This window comes from Kribbella ginsengisoli (genome assembly GCF_039537185.1).
Taxonomy (GTDB): Bacteria; Actinomycetota; Actinomycetes; order Propionibacteriales; family Kribbellaceae; genus Kribbella; species Kribbella koreensis.
On sequence record NZ_BAABAA010000007.1, the window covers coordinates 484,120 to 502,501 of the forward strand.

General features: G+C 66.6%; 13 protein-coding genes. 5 read left to right on the forward strand and 8 right to left on the reverse strand.

Annotation, left to right across the window (positions count from 1 at the left end; genetic code table 11):
* The first annotated feature begins 20 nt into the window (after nucleotides 1-20).
* On the forward strand, nucleotides 21-932 hold the full coding sequence (locus ABD768_RS25715) for a hypothetical protein (RefSeq protein ID WP_343967169.1): 912 nt from the start codon (nucleotides 21-23) through the stop codon (nucleotides 930-932).
* Nucleotides 933-979: 47 nt separating this feature from the next.
* Entirely contained in the window at nucleotides 980-1,288 is a 309-nt protein-coding gene (locus ABD768_RS25720; RefSeq protein WP_270134663.1) for a hypothetical protein, read from the forward strand.
* A gap of 213 nt (nucleotides 1,289-1,501) precedes the next feature.
* On the opposite strand, the gene ABD768_RS25725 is transcribed toward ABD768_RS25720, so the two are convergent.
* From ABD768_RS25725 to ABD768_RS25745, 5 genes are all read right to left on the reverse strand, one after another.
* Complete coding sequence (locus tag ABD768_RS25725; protein WP_344844740.1) at nucleotides 1,502-2,077, reverse strand: PIN domain-containing protein; 576 nt, start codon at nucleotides 2,075-2,077, stop codon at nucleotides 1,502-1,504.
* A gap of 33 nt (nucleotides 2,078-2,110) precedes the next feature.
* Nucleotides 2,111-2,644, reverse strand: coding sequence for a helix-turn-helix domain-containing protein (locus ABD768_RS25730; RefSeq protein ID WP_344844743.1), 534 nt, complete (start codon nucleotides 2,642-2,644; stop codon nucleotides 2,111-2,113).
* Between the two features lie 265 nt (nucleotides 2,645-2,909).
* Complete coding sequence (locus ABD768_RS25735; protein ID WP_344844746.1) at nucleotides 2,910-7,403, reverse strand: FtsK/SpoIIIE domain-containing protein; 4,494 nt, start codon at nucleotides 7,401-7,403, stop codon at nucleotides 2,910-2,912.
* Nucleotides 7,394-8,479, reverse strand: coding sequence for a hypothetical protein (locus ABD768_RS25740; RefSeq protein WP_344844747.1), 1,086 nt, complete (start codon nucleotides 8,477-8,479; stop codon nucleotides 7,394-7,396). Before ABD768_RS25740 ends, ABD768_RS25735 begins: the two co-directional genes overlap by 10 nt.
* A complete protein-coding gene (locus ABD768_RS25745; protein WP_344844750.1) occupies nucleotides 8,476-8,985 on the reverse strand; it encodes a sigma-70 family RNA polymerase sigma factor in 510 nt (169 codons plus the stop codon). The genes ABD768_RS25740 and ABD768_RS25745 overlap by 4 nt, the downstream gene beginning before the upstream one ends.
* 259 nt (nucleotides 8,986-9,244) lie before the next feature.
* On the opposite strand from ABD768_RS25745, the gene ABD768_RS25750 reads away from it, so the two are divergent.
* Nucleotides 9,245-10,216 carry a ricin-type beta-trefoil lectin domain protein gene (locus tag ABD768_RS25750; protein WP_344844752.1) on the forward strand — a complete coding sequence of 324 codons (972 nt, stop codon included), beginning with the start codon at nucleotides 9,245-9,247 and terminating at the stop codon, nucleotides 10,214-10,216.
* Between the two features lie 616 nt (nucleotides 10,217-10,832).
* Here the strand turns inward: ABD768_RS25750 and ABD768_RS25755 are convergent.
* The gene (locus ABD768_RS25755) at nucleotides 10,833-11,747 is read right to left on the reverse strand and encodes a 1,4-dihydroxy-2-naphthoyl-CoA synthase (RefSeq protein ID WP_343967159.1); all 915 of its coding nucleotides are present in this window, start codon (nucleotides 11,745-11,747) and stop codon (nucleotides 10,833-10,835) included.
* A gap of 29 nt (nucleotides 11,748-11,776) precedes the next feature.
* On the reverse strand, nucleotides 11,777-12,790 hold the full coding sequence (locus tag ABD768_RS25760; RefSeq protein ID WP_343967157.1) for a LacI family DNA-binding transcriptional regulator: 1,014 nt from the start codon (nucleotides 12,788-12,790) through the stop codon (nucleotides 11,777-11,779).
* A gap of 147 nt (nucleotides 12,791-12,937) precedes the next feature.
* Between ABD768_RS25760 and ABD768_RS25765 the strand changes: the two genes are divergently transcribed.
* Nucleotides 12,938-14,950, forward strand: a complete 2,013-nt coding sequence (locus ABD768_RS25765; RefSeq protein ID WP_344844755.1) for a Xaa-Pro dipeptidyl-peptidase — start codon at nucleotides 12,938-12,940, stop codon at nucleotides 14,948-14,950.
* Nucleotides 14,951-14,994: 44 nt separating this feature from the next.
* Nucleotides 14,995-17,307, forward strand: coding sequence for a glycoside hydrolase family 95 protein (locus ABD768_RS25770; protein ID WP_344844757.1), 2,313 nt, complete (start codon nucleotides 14,995-14,997; stop codon nucleotides 17,305-17,307).
* 102 nt (nucleotides 17,308-17,409) lie between these two features.
* Here ABD768_RS25770 and ABD768_RS25775 read toward each other — a convergent pair whose 3' ends face one another.
* Nucleotides 17,410-18,342: a helix-turn-helix domain-containing protein gene (locus ABD768_RS25775; protein WP_343967151.1), complete on the reverse strand. Its 933-nt coding sequence runs from the start codon at nucleotides 18,340-18,342 to the stop codon at nucleotides 17,410-17,412.
* Between the last annotated feature and the right edge of the window lie 40 nt (nucleotides 18,343-18,382).

Sequence of the window (18,382 nt, forward strand, 5' to 3'; positions counted from 1 at the left end):
TTGGACAGCGGAGGTGCCCGGTGCCGGACAAACTGAAGATGAACTACAACCTGCTGAACGACGCCAAACGCGATCTGCATCAGCTGGCCGACGAGTTGATCCCGTCGATGGACAACGAGGTCTTCCAGAACCTGGGCGACGGCACCGACGACTCCATCCTGGGCAGCAGCGACATCTCCTACGCGGTCTACACGCTGCACTCCAACGCGTCGTACACGATGGGCAAGGCCAAGGACGGCCTGACCAAGCTGGGCGACTCGTTCGGCTCGGTCGGCGAGGCGTTCCTGCAGTTCGACGCCGAGATCGCCCAGGGCATGAACGCCACCAACAGCAGCCTGGCGCTGTCGAACTGGCAACGCAACAAGGACCAGTGGGACCACAAGCAGTCCCACCTGAGTGAGTGCACCGGCGACAAGCAGCCCGAGTTCTGCAGCGCCACCGACCCCGGCCCGGCCCCGCTGGACCAGACCATCGTCACCGACCGGGGCAACATCCACACCCACCTCACCCTCGATGACAAGGGCAACGTCATCAAGGAGGAGACCACCGTCACCTACGACGGCAAGACCTACACGTCGACGACGACGTACGGCGACAACCGCAACCACATCGTCACCGACTCCACCTACCCCGACGGCAGCACGGTGCACAACGACACCCAGATCCACGTCGACGCCGACGGCAAGCCGAACGGCTCGCACAGCTCGTCGAGCAGCACCGACACCGACGGCAAGGTCGACACCACCACGACCGACCTCAACAAGGACGGCAGCGGCACCCAGACCGTCGTCAACTCCGACGGTACGAAACACGTCTACACCCGAACGCCGGACGACTGGCGCGGTACCAGCCAGCCCTGGGTGGAGACACCCGAAAGCATCGAGGACAACAAGCCGCCGGAAGAGGACTACACCTACACGGGCGGCTTCTGACTGTTCGCAGTACCCGTTCACCCCAACCGAGAAAGTGAGCACCCGCCATGGCCTACGACGGCATCAACCTCGACTACGGCAAGATCGTCGAGGTCTGCAACCTGATGACGAACGCCCACGACCAGATCTCCCCGATGATCGAGAACCTCCGCACCCGGGTGAACACCCTGGTCGACGACGGAATGGTCTTCAAGCAGTCCAGCGAGGTCATCCGCAACACCTACAACAACTTCGACACCAGCCTGAAGGCAGCAGTCAAGGGCATCCAGGACTTCTCCGACATGTTCAAGTCCATCAAAGAAAACGCCGAACAATTCGACCAGGGCATCAGCGCCAGCCTCAACCAGTCGAAGTAACCCCCCGCACCACCAAGGGCCCCAGGCACCCCCTGGGGCCCTTCGCACACCCAGCCCAAAACAATCAAAGGGAAATACAAGTACAACTACAAAGAAGAACAAAGTAAGACATGGAAATATTGGACGGCTACGGCGAACCTGCAGCCGCGGCTCCGCGTTCCAAACAGAACGAGCGATCAAGCGACGGCTGCCAGGTTTGGCTTGAGGTTCAGCTCAGCGGACGTCGTTGATCAGATCGACTGCCTCATCCATTCCGTATCTTCTACGGAGTACGGAGAGGAGGTCGTCTAACGACATCGGTGGGGTCTTCAACCGGGCGTGGATGCTGAGCACCGCCTCGAGGGCGCGATGCGGTGCGACGGCGACCGTATTGGCTGCGAACACGCTCGGCGGGATGACCTGGATGCCGGAAGGGATCTTGTCCGGCGGGAAGTGCTTGAGGTTGTTGGTCACGATCGCGCCGGCCTGACCGGCCAGTGCTGCCGCGATCACGTGCTCGTCGCCGGGATCCGGGAGCCCGAACGTGCCCTCGTAAGGCTCCCAGTTCTGGACCTCGGCGTCATCGAAGCGCGCCCGCATCCGCTCGACCAGGCGAGCCGCGCGCAGCTCGGCTTCAGCTCGCGGCAGCCCGTACCTTCTGGTCAGCTTGGCAGTCTCAGTGGAGAGGAGTTCGTCGAGAATCTCACTGCTCCACAGCGGTCGATAGAGGTTGAAGACAGCCAGACTGAGCAGAAAGTCGCGCTGCTTGCTAGGCCAAAGGACGCAGGTATCGAGGAGTGCGGCGAACACTCCCCGATACTGCCAGAGATCGGTGACTTAGCATTAGCGCCCGGATGCGCGGCGTCGCGCCTCGGCGCGGTCCTTCCGGATCTGGGCGATAAGTTCATCGACCACGGCAACATCCTCTTCCTCGTCCAGGTCGACCGATGTGTCGGCGATCGCCTGGAGCTGCAGCTGCCGGCGCGCGTCGCGGTAGGCCAGAGCATCCTTGAGCAGGATCCTTCGGCGATTTCCGATCCGTTCGGAGGCGAGTTCGCCGGCATCGATGAGACGGACGACCGTCGGCCGGCTGACACCGAGGAGGTCGGCGACCTGCTGGGTGGTGAGATTCGGCATCGTCGGCGAGATCGTCACCGCCCGACCGGCCTGGAGTGCTGCCACCGCCTGTACGAGCACCCGGTGCAGTGACTCAGGAACCTCGACCTGGTCATGCTCATCCGCGCCCGCCAGGAAGTAGCGCCGTTCCAGACGCTCGCCAGTCTTGCTGTGGTGAGCCTCGAGGAAGCTGGCAACGGTCGCCATCTGCTCCTGCTCCTCGGGCAGGTAAGTCTGCGAACTGAGCAGCTCAGCACTCACGACACCCTCCAACGAACGAAACGAACAGACTTTCGCAACGTTCGAATAATCGCACCTGCTCGTTCATCCCGTCAAGCTGCCTGCTCGACGGACCTGCCCACACCAGCCTGGACGGCACTGCGGTGGGCCCGTGCACCGCGGAGCCGCGGCCGGGCAGCCAAGCCAACCACTGACCTGCCCTGGTCCATATTTTTGTGTTTTGTTCTTGTCTCTTTGTTTTGTGTTTTGTCTTTGCGTTTGTTTTGGTTCTTGCACTTCTTGTGTGTCAGGGGCGGAGGGTGGTCAGGGGGATTTGTACTGCTAGGGGGGTGGAGCCGGGGCCGGTGGTCCAGGCTCGGCCGGTTTTGGGGGTGGCTCGGGTGATGTTGTGGGAGAGGCGGACGCCGATCAGGTCGCCGTCTCCGATGGAGCGGGGTTCTATCAGGAGGCCTCGGCGGGCTCGGCGGGCTGCGGTGGGCCAGCCGCCCATACCGGTTTGGAAGCCGTCTGTGGAGGCGCCGAAGACCAGGCCTACGTTGTTGTCTCGGCCGGAGACGACGATCTCTTTGAGGAGTTTGTCGGCGGCGGCCATCATGACCAGGTCGGCGTCGTCGATCATCACGACCTTGGGGCCGGTGATGGCGTCGAGGGTTGCTCGGAGCATGTCTTCGCCGGGGTCTGCGTGGGGCATCAAGGTGACCTGGGGGTGGCGTTCCAGGGTACGTAGCGGGGTTTCTCTTGGGGTGATCAGGACTACTGAGGTGCCGCCTGCCAGGAGTGAGACTGCTAGCGAGGAGAGGGCGTTGCTGCGGCCTGAGCCGGGTGGGCCCAGTACTGCGAAGGAGGACGCGACTCCGCTGAGGTCGACACCCAGGGCGCCGGCCTCATCACCGCCTAGGCCGATCAGGCCCCACTGGGGGCGGCGGTCCTCGACTGCGACCAGCTCGTAGGCCTCGGCGAACTCCACGGACGACGGCAGCTCGGCGACGGCGAAGGGGCGTCGGTCGGCGGGGACCTTCGCGTCGCGCTTGCGTGCTTCGGCGGCGATCTCACGGATAGCTTCGACCTGCGCGGTACCACCGCCCTCGGCCAGTACGGCGATCTGCGTCTCGGTCCCGGTCAGCACATGCCAGCCCCGACCCGGACGAACGTTCGCCGGCACCTTCGTCAGCCGCAATCCAGCAGCCTGGTAGTCGGTACGATCCGCCTGCCGCAGCAGCAGTTTGTGGTCGTTGTGCGACGCCAACCGTCCACCCAGCAACGACCGTTCCGAGGTAGCCACCACATGTACGCCGACACCGGCACCCTCACGCAGCAGCCGCATGACGTCCTGCAGCACCTGCCCTTGGTCGTGATCGTCCAGCATCGAGGACAACGCGTCCCAGCCGTCGATCAGCACCAGGATGTGGGCCGGTCGTGATGCCTTGGGCAACAACTTCCGCAGCTCGGTCAGCCCGGTCGCGTTGTGCTTACCGGCCAGCTCCTGCCGCTCGGTGATCTCCTGGTTCAGCCGGCGAAGTACCCGGCTCATCCGTTCCATGTCGTGCCGCGAGACAACCGCCCCACAATGCGGCAGCGTCTCCACCACCGCGAGCCCGCCACCGGCAGCGTCGATCCCGTAGATGTGCAGATCCGCAACACTCATGGTGCGAGCTGCAGACCCAGCCAGCGTCCGGAGCATCTGGGTCCGCCCCGACCGCGGCGCACCGATCACATACAGATGCCCGAACGTCTCGAAGTCCACCCCGGCAACCCGCTGCTGTTGCAGCGCCGGCAGATCCTCCAACGCGTACGGCGCGAACAACGGCTGCTTCGAAGTATCCGGAAGGTCACTCAGCAGCAACTGCCCACTCAACGCCGGCTGCCAAGGCTTCGGCTGTACTGCGAAGTCCTCCAGCTGATCAACAGCCGACCGAACCGCCTCGACCAACGCCATCAAGTCCGTGACAGCCAAGGTCGCCGGCCTGTCGTCCACCTCGACCGGCGCATCGTCCTTGGCCACCGCCCGACCGAGAGCCTCCCAGTCCAGATCAAGAACCCGAACACTCGACGGCTCAGCCGGCGCCTGCTCGACCAAGTCGTCCGCGACGTTGCGCTCGGCACCGACCCACGCCGTCTGGAACAAGTCGGCCAGCCGCGGCCCGCGCCGGATCAGCGCCCGCCCCGGAATGTCCGGCGTGATCGAGGCCGCCTCGTTGACGTCGACGATGTCCTGCGACTCCGCCTGATCCGTGACCCGCAAGGCGATCCGCAGGTTGGTGTTCGCCCGGATGTCACCGGTCACCACACCCGCCGGCCGCTGCGTCGCCAGAATCAAGTGGATCCCCAGCGACCGACCACGCTGAGCAATGCTGATCAACCCAGGAACGAAGTCCGGAATCTCCCGTACCATCGCAGCGAACTCGTCGATCACCAGCACCAACCGCGGCAACCGCCCGAGCGACGGATCGACCAGCCGCTTGGCCTGGTAGTCGACCAGATCCTTGGCGTCCGCATCGGCCAGGATCCGCTCCCGCCGACGCAGCTCGGCCTCCAGCGACTCCAGCACCCGCTCGACCAGATGCGAGTCGAGGTCGGTCACCATGCCGAGCGTGTGCGGCAGCCCCGCGCACTCCTTGAAAGCGCTACCGCCCTTGTAGTCGACCAGGACAAAGGTCAACTCGTCCGGCCGGTTGACGGCGGCCAAGGACGCGACGAGCGTCTGCAGCAACTCCGACTTGCCGGATCCCGTAGTACCGGCGATCAACGCGTGCGGTCCGTCCGCCACCAGGTCGAGGACGAACTTCCCGTCGAAGTCAGCACCCAGTACGAACGAAGTGCTACCCGGACGTCGCTCCCACCGAGAGAGCAACTCCCCAGCAGTCGGTGGCTCGAGGTCAAGCTCCTCGAGCAGCTTGACCATCCTCGGCAACCCGGCGTCGTGATCAGGACTGACGTCCCGCACCGGCGCCAGCGCCCGAGCGATCTGCTCACTCCACTCCGGCGTCACCAGATCCGCGCGCACGTTCTTCTGGTCCGGCAACCCCGGCCGCTTCACGGTCAGCGTTTCGAGCCCGGTCGCGATCACCGCGCCGCACTCCTCCGGCAGCAACCGCTCATCACGATCCAGGCAGATGCTGTAGACCCCAACCGCCGGCCCGTCGGTCAGTACCTGAATGAACCCCGGTACGTCCCGCAACCGCCGCGCCCCGTCCGCGATCACCACGACCTCGGGATCGCTCAACGGCTCCTGTTTGTTGCTGGAGGCCTCGATCCGCCGCTGCCGCCCCTGCACCTGCGAGATCAACTCGGTGACGCGAGCAACAGTCGTCGCCTCGTCATTCGCAATAAGTACCGCCGCCGGCGACCCTTCAGGACGCAAATGCGGCAGCCACCGCACCCAGGCCCAGTCGTCCATCCGATCCGGCTCGGCCAGTACTACGATCCGCAACTGCCGCGGCGAATGGAGCACCGCCGCCTGCACCACCAGCCACCTGGCCAAAGCTCGCGATTCGGCATAGTGCCCGGCAACGCCGATCACCCCATGCCCGCGCAGCGGCACGGCGACGGGCGCATCCGGAATCGTCCACCGAATCGTCCGGTGGTTCTCCTCACGCCCCTGGTCGTCGAGCTCCTTCAGCGACGCCTGATCCGCAGTCCCGAGCCGCAACAACAAGTAGTCGGGGTCATTCCGCCGTCGCTCCCACAACCGGCTCCCCGGCCGCATCGCCAACTGGGCGACGCGAACCGGATCCGGCGCCGTCACGTTGCGGATCAATCGCTCCCGCGTCACCGCGACATGAATCTCTTCCTCCAGCGCCGCCCGCCGCGCGTTGTACCGGCGGATCGCCTCGAGGTGCTCGGCCCGGTTGCTCTTCCGGCCGCTGAAGTAGTTCATACCCATCATCAGCGGGCTGAGCATCGTGAAGACCAGGAAGTAGTACGAGTTGAACAGCCCGACCATCACCATGCCCAGCACGACCGGCGCAAGCACAACCGGCCAAGGGAACGGCCGTTTCGCCGGCGGTGGCGGCGGATTGGGCAGCCGCAGCTTGTTGTCGTCCAGGTGCGGCGCGATCCGTGGCGGCCGGTTGTAGTCGAGCCCAAACCCGTCGTCCGCAGCTCTGATCGCAGCAACCGGCTCCAACGACCCGCTGCACCGCAGCAGCACCGACCCGACCGAGAGATCCTCCTCAGGCGGCCACTCGTTGACCTGCCCGACCGGTACCTCACCAGGATCGCTCGCCGGCGAAGCCTGGTCCGTCGGGTTCAACGCATCCTCGACCCGGATCGCACTCGTCGCCGCGTCGTCCTCCGGCGGCCCGATCCGCCGACTCATCACCTTGCCGCGCATCGGCTCGGTCTGATGCCAGTACGTCTCGCCCGACGGTCCGACGGTCACCCACAGCCCGCGCGGCGGCACACCACTGCCGTTGAGCTTGATCGAGCACAACGGATCCGACCCGATCTCATGGCTACCCGGCCCAATCCGCCAGACCCGCCCGGCCTCCGGCCCCGACACCGCATGCAACTCGACGACAACCGGCGCCGCACCAGCCGAGCTCTGCACCAGGTTCGGCACCTCGGCGGGAGCACCCACACCGAGCACCCCGCCGTCGCGAACCCCTGAACCAGCCAGCGGCGCACCCGCGTCCAGTCGACGGGTCCCAACGAACAAAGACAGTCCAGGCCGCCCAAGCCCCTCGGCAAACCCACCGACAGACAGCCCGCGCGGCAGCCGGACCAGCCGGTCGGTACGCCGTTTGCCCTGCTGCTCAACAGTGGTGAGGTTCAGTTCCACGACGGCGCCTTCCCATCAGACGCCTGATCGCTCGGCCGTCCCGCGTCACCAGCAAGCACCGAGACACCCGCAACACCCACCGGCAGGTCCAAGTCACCCAGATCATCCGCGCCGACAGCCGGCCCACGAGGTCCACGCGTCTCGAAGTCGTGCGGCGGCATCCGAAGTACCGACTTAGCGACCGCCCGGGCCAACGGCAGCGGATCGATCTCCAGCCACGACGCGGCCCCATGCAGCCGCAGCCCACGATCAGGCGTCGTCTCCATCAACCGCGAGCTCCCCCGGCCGACACCAAGACTGACCAGCCGTACGCCGGGAGGCACCGGCCGATCGAGTTGCTCCGCACCGATCACGAACCAAGCACCACGCCTCTGGATCGCATCAGCCAACGGCATCCCGTCATGCTTGCCATGAATCCCATCAGCGACCTCGACCGCACCAGCGGGAAGCCGTACGTCGAGTTGCGCAGCCAGCGCCTGGACGACAGCACGCGCCGTCCGCGGTACGCCGTACACGGACAGCGAAGGGGGCCCCGCCAACAGGTCGATCATGATCGCGTTCTTCCCACTGCTGTCGGTCCCGAGGCATGCCAGCAGCGGCGTCTGCGGCGGAACGTACCCACCCGGAGCGGAGTACCCGGCGAGATCTCGCCGCTCGATCCACCACAACCGTGGATCGAGCTCGTCCTTCTCCCACGGCGCCGGCAGCGGCCGCTCAGCCGCGATCCCGGCGACCAGTACGCCGATCCGCTGCTTGGCCAGCGCCAGCGCGTACGGCGTCATCGCCGGGTCGATCGCCGCCGCGAAGCCCATCGCCTGCTCCGCCTGGGCCCAGCCGGCCCTGTTGCGCAGGATCCGGCTCAGGAAACTCACCCGGAGCCGATAGCGGATCCGGGCCGCGATCGGGTCGTAGAACGCATGGACCGTCCGGCTGAACTCGCGCTTGATCCAGCGGAACAGCCGCTTCCAGCCACCGAGCCGGCGGACCAGCAGGTTGAGCAGGACGAGCCCCAGCAACACCAGGCCGGCGTATCCGAGCATCTGGCGGACACCACCGCCCCCTTGCATTGCCGTCATGCAGCGGCCTCGCCCCATCCGCGACGCAACAGATCCCCCCGCAAGGTGCGGACGGCCGTGTGGGTACGCGACTTCACTGTCCCGAGCGGGACGTTCAACGCCATGGCGACATCTTCACCCGGGTGGCCGCAAAGATGAACTCTGGTGACCACTTCGCGATGCGAGGGCGACAGCCGGCCGAGCGCCTCGACCAGCACTGTGCGCTGCGTCACCTGCTCGGCCGGGTCGGGTTCGCTGGTACCGGCCTCGAACTCGTCCTGGCACAGCCCGACCGGGATCGCCCGGCTCTCCCGGCGGTGCAGGTCGATGACCAGGTTGCGGGCCACCCGGAACAGCCACATCCGGATCGGCCGGCTCTCCCAGTCCAGGCTCTCGGCCTGGATCCAGGCCCGCAGCAATGTCTCCTGGATCACATCCTCGACGGCAAACGTATTCCAGCCGAGCAGTCCCTTGACATAGCGGCGCAGGGTTTCGCGTTCGGCCAGACAAAGCTCGATGGCTTTCATCCGGCTCGCGCTGATCTCGTCGATGTCGGGACCTCATTTAGGGGGCGGAGGGCCTGGAATTCAGAGCTTGAACTTAGTAGAGGAATGCAACCAATAGCGCTGACTGTAGGTGAACAATCAGCAACAATCCAGTCTCTGACTGTAATGAGAGCGTGACTCACGGATCCGTTGACTCCAACCCCTGGTTCGGGAGATTCTCGTTGTGGCCATGCCCTGACAACGAAGGCAGGCCGCTTCCGCCCCCACCGATGGAGTTGACGTGAGGCCTTTCCGATCGCCCGGTTCCGGCCGGCCCGGCCGACAGAACTCGGCCCGCTTCGCCAAGACCTTCGCCCGTCGACCACTGCTGCCGCGGGTGGCGCCGATGCCCGATCGCCGGGCCTGGACGACGACCGCGTTCGTCGCCGCCTTCGTGGCCGGCGCGGCCGTCGCCGTACCGCTGATCACCCACCTGGGTGGGGGATCCAAGTCCGACACCGTCGTCGCGGTCGATGCGCCACTGGTGCTCAAGACCCCGACCGGCACGCCGACCAAGGTGCCCACGGCAACTACTACGGCGACCGCCACCACGACCTCCACCGCCACCGTCACCTCCGCCCCACGCGTCTCGGTCGCCACCGCCACGGTGACGATGACCGCACCCGGCGGCAAGGTGACCGTGGTCCAGCCGGGCACCACCGTGACGCTGCCGCCGGTGACCGTGACGGCGCCGCCGGCCGCGTTGAAGCCCGCGACTGTGACCGCCACCACAACTTCCACCGCCACCACGACGGTGAAGGTGACAGAGCCCGGTAAACAGGGCATGGCCGCTGAGGGTCAGGCGCTGCAGCCGCGCAAGGACACTCCGACCACGCTGCAGAGCGAGGGCTCGAAGCGCTGTGTGGACGTCAAGGACGGCCGCGCGGGGTCTGGCAACGACGGCACCCCGCTGCAGGTGTGGGACTGCACCAAGGGCGCCGGGCAGACCTGGACCTTCAACCCCGACGGCACGGTCCGCTCACTGGGTCAGTGCATGGACCTGGCCTGGGGCTCGATCGCCGAGAACACCCCGGTCCAACTGGTCGCCTGCAACGGCAACGCCGCCCAGCAGTTCCGGATCACCCAGAAGAACGAACTGATCAACCCCGCCGCGGAAGGCAAGTGCATCACCGCGGACAAGGGCGACAACGGCGGCCGGCTGTTCCTCCGCCACTGCACCGGCGCCGCCGACCAGCACTGGCGCCAGCCCTGACCAAGGCTGGACTGGATTCGGCATTGCCCTCGGCGAGGTCCGCGGATCGCGCCGCCAGGCCCCCTCGCCAACCCACGCCACCCAGCTAAGGTCGGCGCTCGACGCCAATTGCCCTGGCCCGCCGACAGGTTCTTGGGCGGCTGGCCTCAAGCATCACGCCAGCGGCGCCAAAACCCGCCAGCCGACCCCGCGACCACCGCACTGAATCGGTTCGGGGAGGATCCTCTCCGGAACCGGGGAGGCGATTCGCCCGTTTCGGGGGGAGAATCCGCCCCAAATCCCTTGCCCCGAAGGGAAAGCTCCGCAAACACCCGTACGGCATCAGCCGACCCGGATCACCCCCACCCCGGGCCGACCTGTCGCCGCGCGACAGCGCCAACCCCACCAACACACCTGTCCCACCGCGACGAGGGCATCACCCGGACCGCCACGCATACACAACCCCCGCGGATCGCCCCGACACGCCGAGGTAAGCGGTTGCCCACCGAGTTGGGTATGCACCCAGAGCCGCTAGTTGCCGCCAGCAACTAGTCCGGCCGGCGACTCGGCCCTGCTGGGCCCGCGGGGGCCGAGGCGGTCGCGGGGGTCGAGGGGGTCGCGGGGGTCGCGGTTGGGGCTAGAAGGCGTACGGATAGTCGGACCAGTCGGCGGGCCGCTTCTCCAGGAAGGAGTCGCGGCCCTCTGCTGCTTCATCGGTGCCGTAGGCGAGCCGGGTCGCCTCGCCGGCGAAGATCTGCTGGCCGACCAGTCCGTCGTCGATCAAATTGAACGAGTATTTCAGCATCCGCTGCGCGGTCGGTGATTTTGCGCAAACCTTCTTGCCCCACTCCAGCGCGACCGTTTCCAGCTCCGCGTGCGGCACGACTTTGTTCACCATGCCCATCCGGTAAGCATCTTCCGCTGAGTACTCATCGCCAAGGAAAAAGATTTCCCGCGCGAACTTCTGCCCGACCTGCCGGGCCAGGTACGCCGACCCGAAACCCCCGTCGAACGACGCCACATCCGCATCCGTCTGCTTGAACCGCGCGTGCTCGGCCGACGCCAGCGTCAGGTCGCAGACGACGTGCAGGCTGTGTCCACCACCCGCGGCCCAGCCGGGTACGACGCAGATGACGACCTTGGACATGAAGCGGATCAGCCGCTGCACCTCGAGGATGTGCAGCCGGCCGGCCTTCGCCGGGTCGATCGTGTCGGCGGTCGTGCCCTCGGCGTACTTGTAGCCGTCCTTGCCGCGGATCCGCTGATCGCCGCCGGAACAGAACGCCCAGCCGCCGTCCTTCGGCGACGGCCCGTTGCCGGTGATCAGCACACACCCGACATCGGACGACATCCGCGCGTGGTCGAGCACCCGATACAGCTCGTCGACCGTCTGCGGGCGGAACGCGTTGCGCACCTCGGGCCGATTGAACGCGATCCGCACCACCCCGGCATCCACCGCCCGGTGGTACGTGATGTCGGTCAGCTCGAACCCGTCCACCTGCTTCCAGGCCGACGGGTCGAAGATCTCGGAGACCTGCGCGGGATCAGTCACCCCGCGAGCATATTCAGCAGCGGCAACGATCAGCGCCGCCGGGTGCTCTCCCGCAGTACGACCTCGGCCTTGAAGGTCTCGGTCTTCGGTTCGCCACCCTCGATGGCAAGCTCCAGCGCCCGCCGGCCCATCTGCTCCAACGGCAGCCGCACCGTGGTCAGACCCGGCCAGACGTCCCGCAGCGTTGCGATGTCGTCGAAGCCGGCCACCCCGAGCTGCCCCGGTACGTCGACGCCTTGCGCCCGCAGCGCCGACATCGCGCCGACCGCCATCACGTCGTTGACAGCGAACAGACAGTCGAGATCCGCCTTGCCCGCAAGGACTTCCAGCGCCGCCGCATGCCCACCGTCACGGGTGAACTCACCAGCCTGTACGGCGACCGGCTGCAACCCCGACTCGGCCAGCCCCTCGACGAACCCGTCCCGCCGATCCCGCGCCGTCGCCAGCCCCTCCGGACCGGCCAGGATGCCGAACTTGCGAAACCCGAGCCCCACCAGGGACCGCGCCAACTCAGCCGCCCCGGCCCGGTTGTCGGGCTCGATCGTGTGCACCGGCATCCCCGACTGGCTGACCAGCGCCAGGCCGGCACCCGAGTTGAGGAACGTCTCGACCTCGGTCGCCGTCCGGGCCAGCCCTTCGGCGTCGGTACGGCGTGAACCGATCATCACGGCGGCCCGGGCCCGCTGGGCGCGCAAAGAAGAGAGGTAAGCAATCTCACGGTCGGAGTCACGGAACGTGCTCGCCATCATCACCAGCAGGCCGCGTTCGTCGGCGGCTCGCATCACGCCGTTCGCGATCGCCGCGAAGTACGGGTCCTCGATGTCGTGGACCAGGATGCCGACCACGTTGGTGGACGACTTCGCCAGTGCCTGGGCCTGCGCGTTCGGCGTGTAGCCGAGGGCCGCAGCCGCGTCCCGGACGCGTTCCTGCAGCTCCGGGCGCGGCACCCGGTCCCCGCCGTTCAGGACGCGGGAGGCGGTCGCTACGGACACACCCGCCCGCTGCGCCACATCGAGCAGTGTCACCGGTGCTCGCAGGTTCATCGCCTTACCCACCTTCCGTGCATCTCCCCCTGGGTGGCGGTCACACTATCGGAAGTGGCGTCATCATCACCGTGTGTGGCTGGGAACTACCGGGCAATGTTTCCAGAACCTGGCTTTGCGGCCCTCGAATGACTAGCCTTCCAAGCCATGACGACCGTCCGCGCCAGGGTCCTCCTTCTGGCTTCGTCCACCGCGCTGGTGTGTCTGGGTACCGTCACGGGTACCGCAGCCGCCGCGCCGCCGTTGGACGGGCCCGCTGGAGTCTTCGCCCCCTCCGAGACCCCGGAGCAGCAGAACTCGGCACAGGGTGCACAGGCGGCCTCGCCACCGGCGGCTGAGGGAGCAGCGACTTCCTCGGTACCGCCGAACGTGGACCCGCGCACGCACAGCACGAAGCCGGTCTACGACTACGGCAACGCGATCCGCGAGTCGGTCTACGTGGACACCACGATGGACACCGACTCCGACGGCACCGACGACGTGGTCGCGGTCGACATCGTCCGGCCCCGCGAGACCGCCGCGGCCGGCCGCAAGATCCCGGTCATCATGGACGCCTCGCCGTACTACTCCTGCTGCGGCCGCGGCAACGAGGGCGAGACCAAGACCTACGACGAGAACGGCGACATCCAGAAGATGCCGCTGTACTACGACAACTACTTCGTCCCGCTCGGCTACGCCGTGGTCGGTGTCGACATCGTCGGCACCAACCGCTCGACCGGCTGTGGCGATGTCGGCGGCAAGGACGAGATCGCTTCCGTCGTCGCGGTGATCGACTGGCTGAACGGCCGCAACACCGCGCACACCGGCAGCGGCGATCCGGTCAGCGCGACCTGGACCACCGGCTCGGTCGGGATGATCGGCAAGTCGTACGACGGGACGCTGGCCAACGGAGTCGCCGCTACCGGCGTACGGGGGCTGAAGACGATCGTGCCGATCTCGGCGATCTCCTCCTGGTACGACTACACCCGCTCCGGCGGGGTGCCGTACTCGATCGACTACATGCCCTGGCTCGGCGACTACGTCGGCCACAAGACGCCCGCCTGCGACGCCGTCCGGGCGGACCTCGGCGAGCAGGACGCGGACGAGACCGGGAACTACACCAGCTTCTGGGCCGAGCGCGACTACGTGAAGGACGCGAAGAAGGTGAAGGCCTCGGTCTTCATGACGCACGGCCTGAACGACTACAACGTGCAGACCAACCACTTCGCGCAGTGGTGGGACGCGCTCGGCAAGAACGGCGTCAAGCGCAAGATCTGGCTCGGCCTGGAAGACCACGTCGACCCGTTCGACTTCCGCCGCCAGGCGTGGACCGAAGAGCTGCACAAGTGGTTCGACTACTGGCTGCAGGGCCTGCAGAACAACGTGATGCGCGAGCCGATCGCGACCGTCGAGACCGCGCCGGACAAGTGGAAGAACTACAGCACCTGGCCGGCCACTCAGAAGACCGTGCCGGTGCCGCTGGCGGCCGGCAAGCTCGGTTCGTTCGGCAAGGGCACGGTCACCATCACCGATGAGCCGAGCCTGACCGAGGACGACATCGTCGCCACCCCGTCGGAGGTGATCGCGGGCCGGCAGATGTTCCTGTCAGCGCCGTTGCCGGCCGCCATCCGGATCAGCGGCACGGCGACCGTGACGCTGCGGATCAAGTCCGACTCGGCCACCACGCCGGTGACCGCCCGCCTGGTCGAGTACGGCGAGGCAGAGCGGTACGCGGGCATCAAGACCACCAAGGTGCCGAGCTGCTACGGCTCGAGTGTCAGCTACGACGACTCCTGCTACTTCGAGATCGAGAAGCTGACCGAGCAGAGCGACCACGGCATCGTCAGCCGGGGCTGGATCGACGCCGCGCACAGCGCCTCGCTGAGCACGCCGAAGCCACTCACGCCCGGCAAGTGGGCCAACGTCACCGTGCCGCTGCGCGCCCAGGACGAGGTGATCCCGAAGGGCCGCATCCTCGGCCTGGCGGTGACCTTGAGCGACGACGACTGGACCACGCCGAACGACTCCGGCGCCACGATCGACATCGACCTGGCCGGCAGCAAGCTGAACCTCCCGATCACCGTCGGCAAGATCAACCCGCCCGCGGCCAAGGCCGCCCCGGTCCAGGTCACCATCACCACCCCGAGCGAGCGCCCGGACCTGCACGATCCCACCCGCTGATCCGCATACTTACCCTGGTGAATTAATTCGCCTAGGGTTGGGCCATGCTTTCGTACTCAGTGGTTGAGGCCTCTCCGTCGATTGGTGCTTTCGAGGCTGGACGGCTTTGGTGCAGCCGGCCGGCGGAGCGCTGGTTCGAGGCGCTGCCGATCGGGAACGGGCGGCTGGGCGGGATGGTCTACTCGGGCGACCGGGTGGAGCGCATCCAGCTCTCCGAATCAACCGCCTGGTCAGGCGCTGCCAGTACTACAGATGTCAGCCCGACAGCACTGGAGAACCTGCCCGCGATCCGGCAACTGCTTCTCGACGGCCAGTACGCCGCAGCGCAAGCGCTGGCCGGCGAACACCTCCTCGGCCAACCGACCGCCTTCGGCACCAACGTCCAACTACCGGAAATCCTTCTGGACTTCGCCGTCGACGGATCGACAACTGCCTATGAGCGGTCCCTTGATCTCAGCGATGCGATTGTCCGAACCCGGTTCGAGCGTGGCGGGATCGTCTTCGAACGCGAGGCCTTCGCCTCACACGCGGACTCGGTGATCGTCGTGCGGCTGACCAACAGCTCGCCGGTCGACTTCACGATCTCCTTCAGCGACGGCAAGATCCCCGCAACGGTCTCCGCCGACGGCGACACTCTCCGACTGCTCGGCCATGCCCACGAGAGCCTGCACAGCGACGGCTCCACCGGCGCCGCCCTCGACATCCGCGCCCGCGTGACCACCGACGGATCAACCGTTGTTTCCAACAACCACTTGACCGTCACGGGGGCCACCTCCGCGACGCTGTTGATTGCCATCGGCACCGACTGGCTGGGCGCCGATCCCGCCGAACGATCCGCGCGCCTGGTGGCCAACGCGGCCGACTACCCGACACTCAGGCAGGCGCATCTCGACGACTACACGCCGTTGATCAGCCGGGTCGCACTCGACATCGGGCGTACCGGCGAGGCGGTCCGGGAGCTACCGACGGACGAGCGACGTGAGTTGCTGGCGAAGGGTGGCGAGGATCCCGAGTTGCTCGCGCTGTACTTCCAGTTCGGGCGGTACCTGACCATCGCCGGGTCGCGTGCGGATTCGCCGCTTCCCCTTGCCCTGCAGGGGTTGTGGAACGACGGACTGGCGTCGGGTGGGCCTTGGACGAATGACTTCCACCTTGATATCAACACTCAGCAGAACTACTGGGCCGCCGAGATCACTGGGTTGGGCGAATCCCAGCTGCCGTTGTTCGACTGGATCGACCGGCTGCGCAGCAGTGGGCAACGGACGGCTCGGGAGCTTTACGGCGTACCGGGCTGGGTTTCGCACACTGTCAGCAATGCGTGGGGTTACTCAGCGCCTGGCTGGGGTCTCGGCTGGGGTATGCATGTGACGAGCGGGATCTGGATCTCGTTGCAGCTGTGGGAGCACTTCGAGTACAACCGCGATCTGACTTTCCTGGAGACTCGCGCCTATCCCGTACTCCGTGACGCCGCCGAGTTCTTCCTTGCGTACTTGACCGAAGACCCCGCCACCGGCCTACTGCTGAGCGGCCCGTCGGACTCCCCGGAGAACTGGTACCTCACCCCCGACGGCGACCAATGCTCCCTCTCGATGGGCAACACCTGCGACACCGTGCTGATCGAGGCCCTGTTCCGGATCTGCAGCGAGGCCTCCGTCCTCCTCGACACCGACGACACCTTCCGCAGCCACCTCGAGGCCGCCCGGAAGAAGCTCCCACCGTTCCAGATCGGCAAGTACGGCCAGCTCCAGGAATGGCTGACCGACTTCGACGAAGCCGTCCCCAGCCACCGCCACACCTCGCACCTGATCGCCCTCTACCCCGAACGCCAGATCACCCCGCGCGAACACCCTGAGCTGGCCGCAGCCTGCGAAACCACCATCACCCGACGCCAAGCGGCTGACGGCTGGGAACAAACCGAGTGGGTAGAAGCCAACCTGATGGCCTACTACGCCCGTCTCCTGAACGGCGACCAAGCCCTGTCCCACTACCGGGCCCTGATCTCCGACGCCAGCGAATCCAACCTGCTCTCCTACTCGGTGGCCGGCATCGCCGGTGTCACCGAAAACATCTACGCCACCGACGGCAACACCGGAGCCACCGGAGCCCTCGCCGAACTCTTCCTCCAGTCCACCGCCGACGAGATAGAGCTCCTACCGGCCCTCCCCTCGGCTTGGCCCACCGGCGAGATCCGCGGCCTCCGAGCCCGAGGCGGCTTCACCGTGGATCTGGCCTGGCGCGAAGGCCGCCTGACGACGGCCCGAATCACCGCCCTGACCCCCAACCAGTCCGCCCGAATCCGCTACCGCGACGACCTCGTCGAACTACTCATCACCGACACCGTGGAACTCACCCCCTGATGACTTTGTGCTCCGTGTGAGCATTCCCCGGGCGCTGGAATCATCAGGTGAAGCACAAAGTGCCCTCGGCAACTAATTCGGAGGCCGCTGTCGGGGAGCCGGCTAGCTGGGGATGCCGTCGGCGATGTACTGCATGGGGTCGCCGAAGCCTAGGTCGGTGATGCCGGCGGTGTGGAAGGCGCCTACGAGGAGGGAGCGGCGGTGGGCGGCGAAGGTGAGGACGTGGGCAACCATGCCGCCGTAGGTGAAGACGCGGGGTGGTTCGCAGGTGGTGTCGACGAAGCTGTCGTCGAAGCGGCCTTCGTCGTTCAGGCGGTTGACCAGCGCGACGAAGCGGGAGCCGGCGTCGGCGTGCCGGCTTCGTAGGTCGGCGATCGGAGTCGTCACCTCGCGGCCGCACTCAGGGACCTGGAACGGGCGGTCCTCCACCGAGGCCAGCCACATCTCCTCCTGCCAGACGAGCCGGTCCAGCAGATACCGGATCGACACGTCATCGTCAATGCCCTCGACCGAGAGCTCGATCGGCTTGTCCAGGGTCGCGGCGTCCAGGCGCGCGCCGCGCTCGATCATCTCGCCGGTGAGCCACACGTGGTGCTCGACCATCCGTACCAGTACGTCCATCCCTCTCGTCTCCTTCTTTGCGGGCAGGCGCAAACCTGCCGGTGGCTGAAAATGAACCCCACTCGGTGCCGCCAGGAAGAACCGCCGCGACGACTCCCGCCGCCACTCCCGCGGCGACATCCCGAACGCCCTGTTGAACGCCCGCGTAAACGCCTCATGGGACCCGTAGCCCGCCTCGATCGCCAGCTCCAGTACGCCGGTATCGCCCGCCAGCAACCGATACGCCGCCCGCTCCAGCAACAACCGCCGCCGAAACGCCGAAGGTGACTCACCCGCCACAGCCGCGATCACCCGATCGCAGTGCGAGCGGGACAAGTGCACCCGCCCAGCCAGATCACAACCAGTCGTCCCAGCGTCATCGAGGCTGTCGGCAACAGCGGCCACGAAGCCGGCAAACACATCCGTGGAGTTCATGCCTCCACTGTGCCCGCCGAACCACCCGTCCGACTTGATC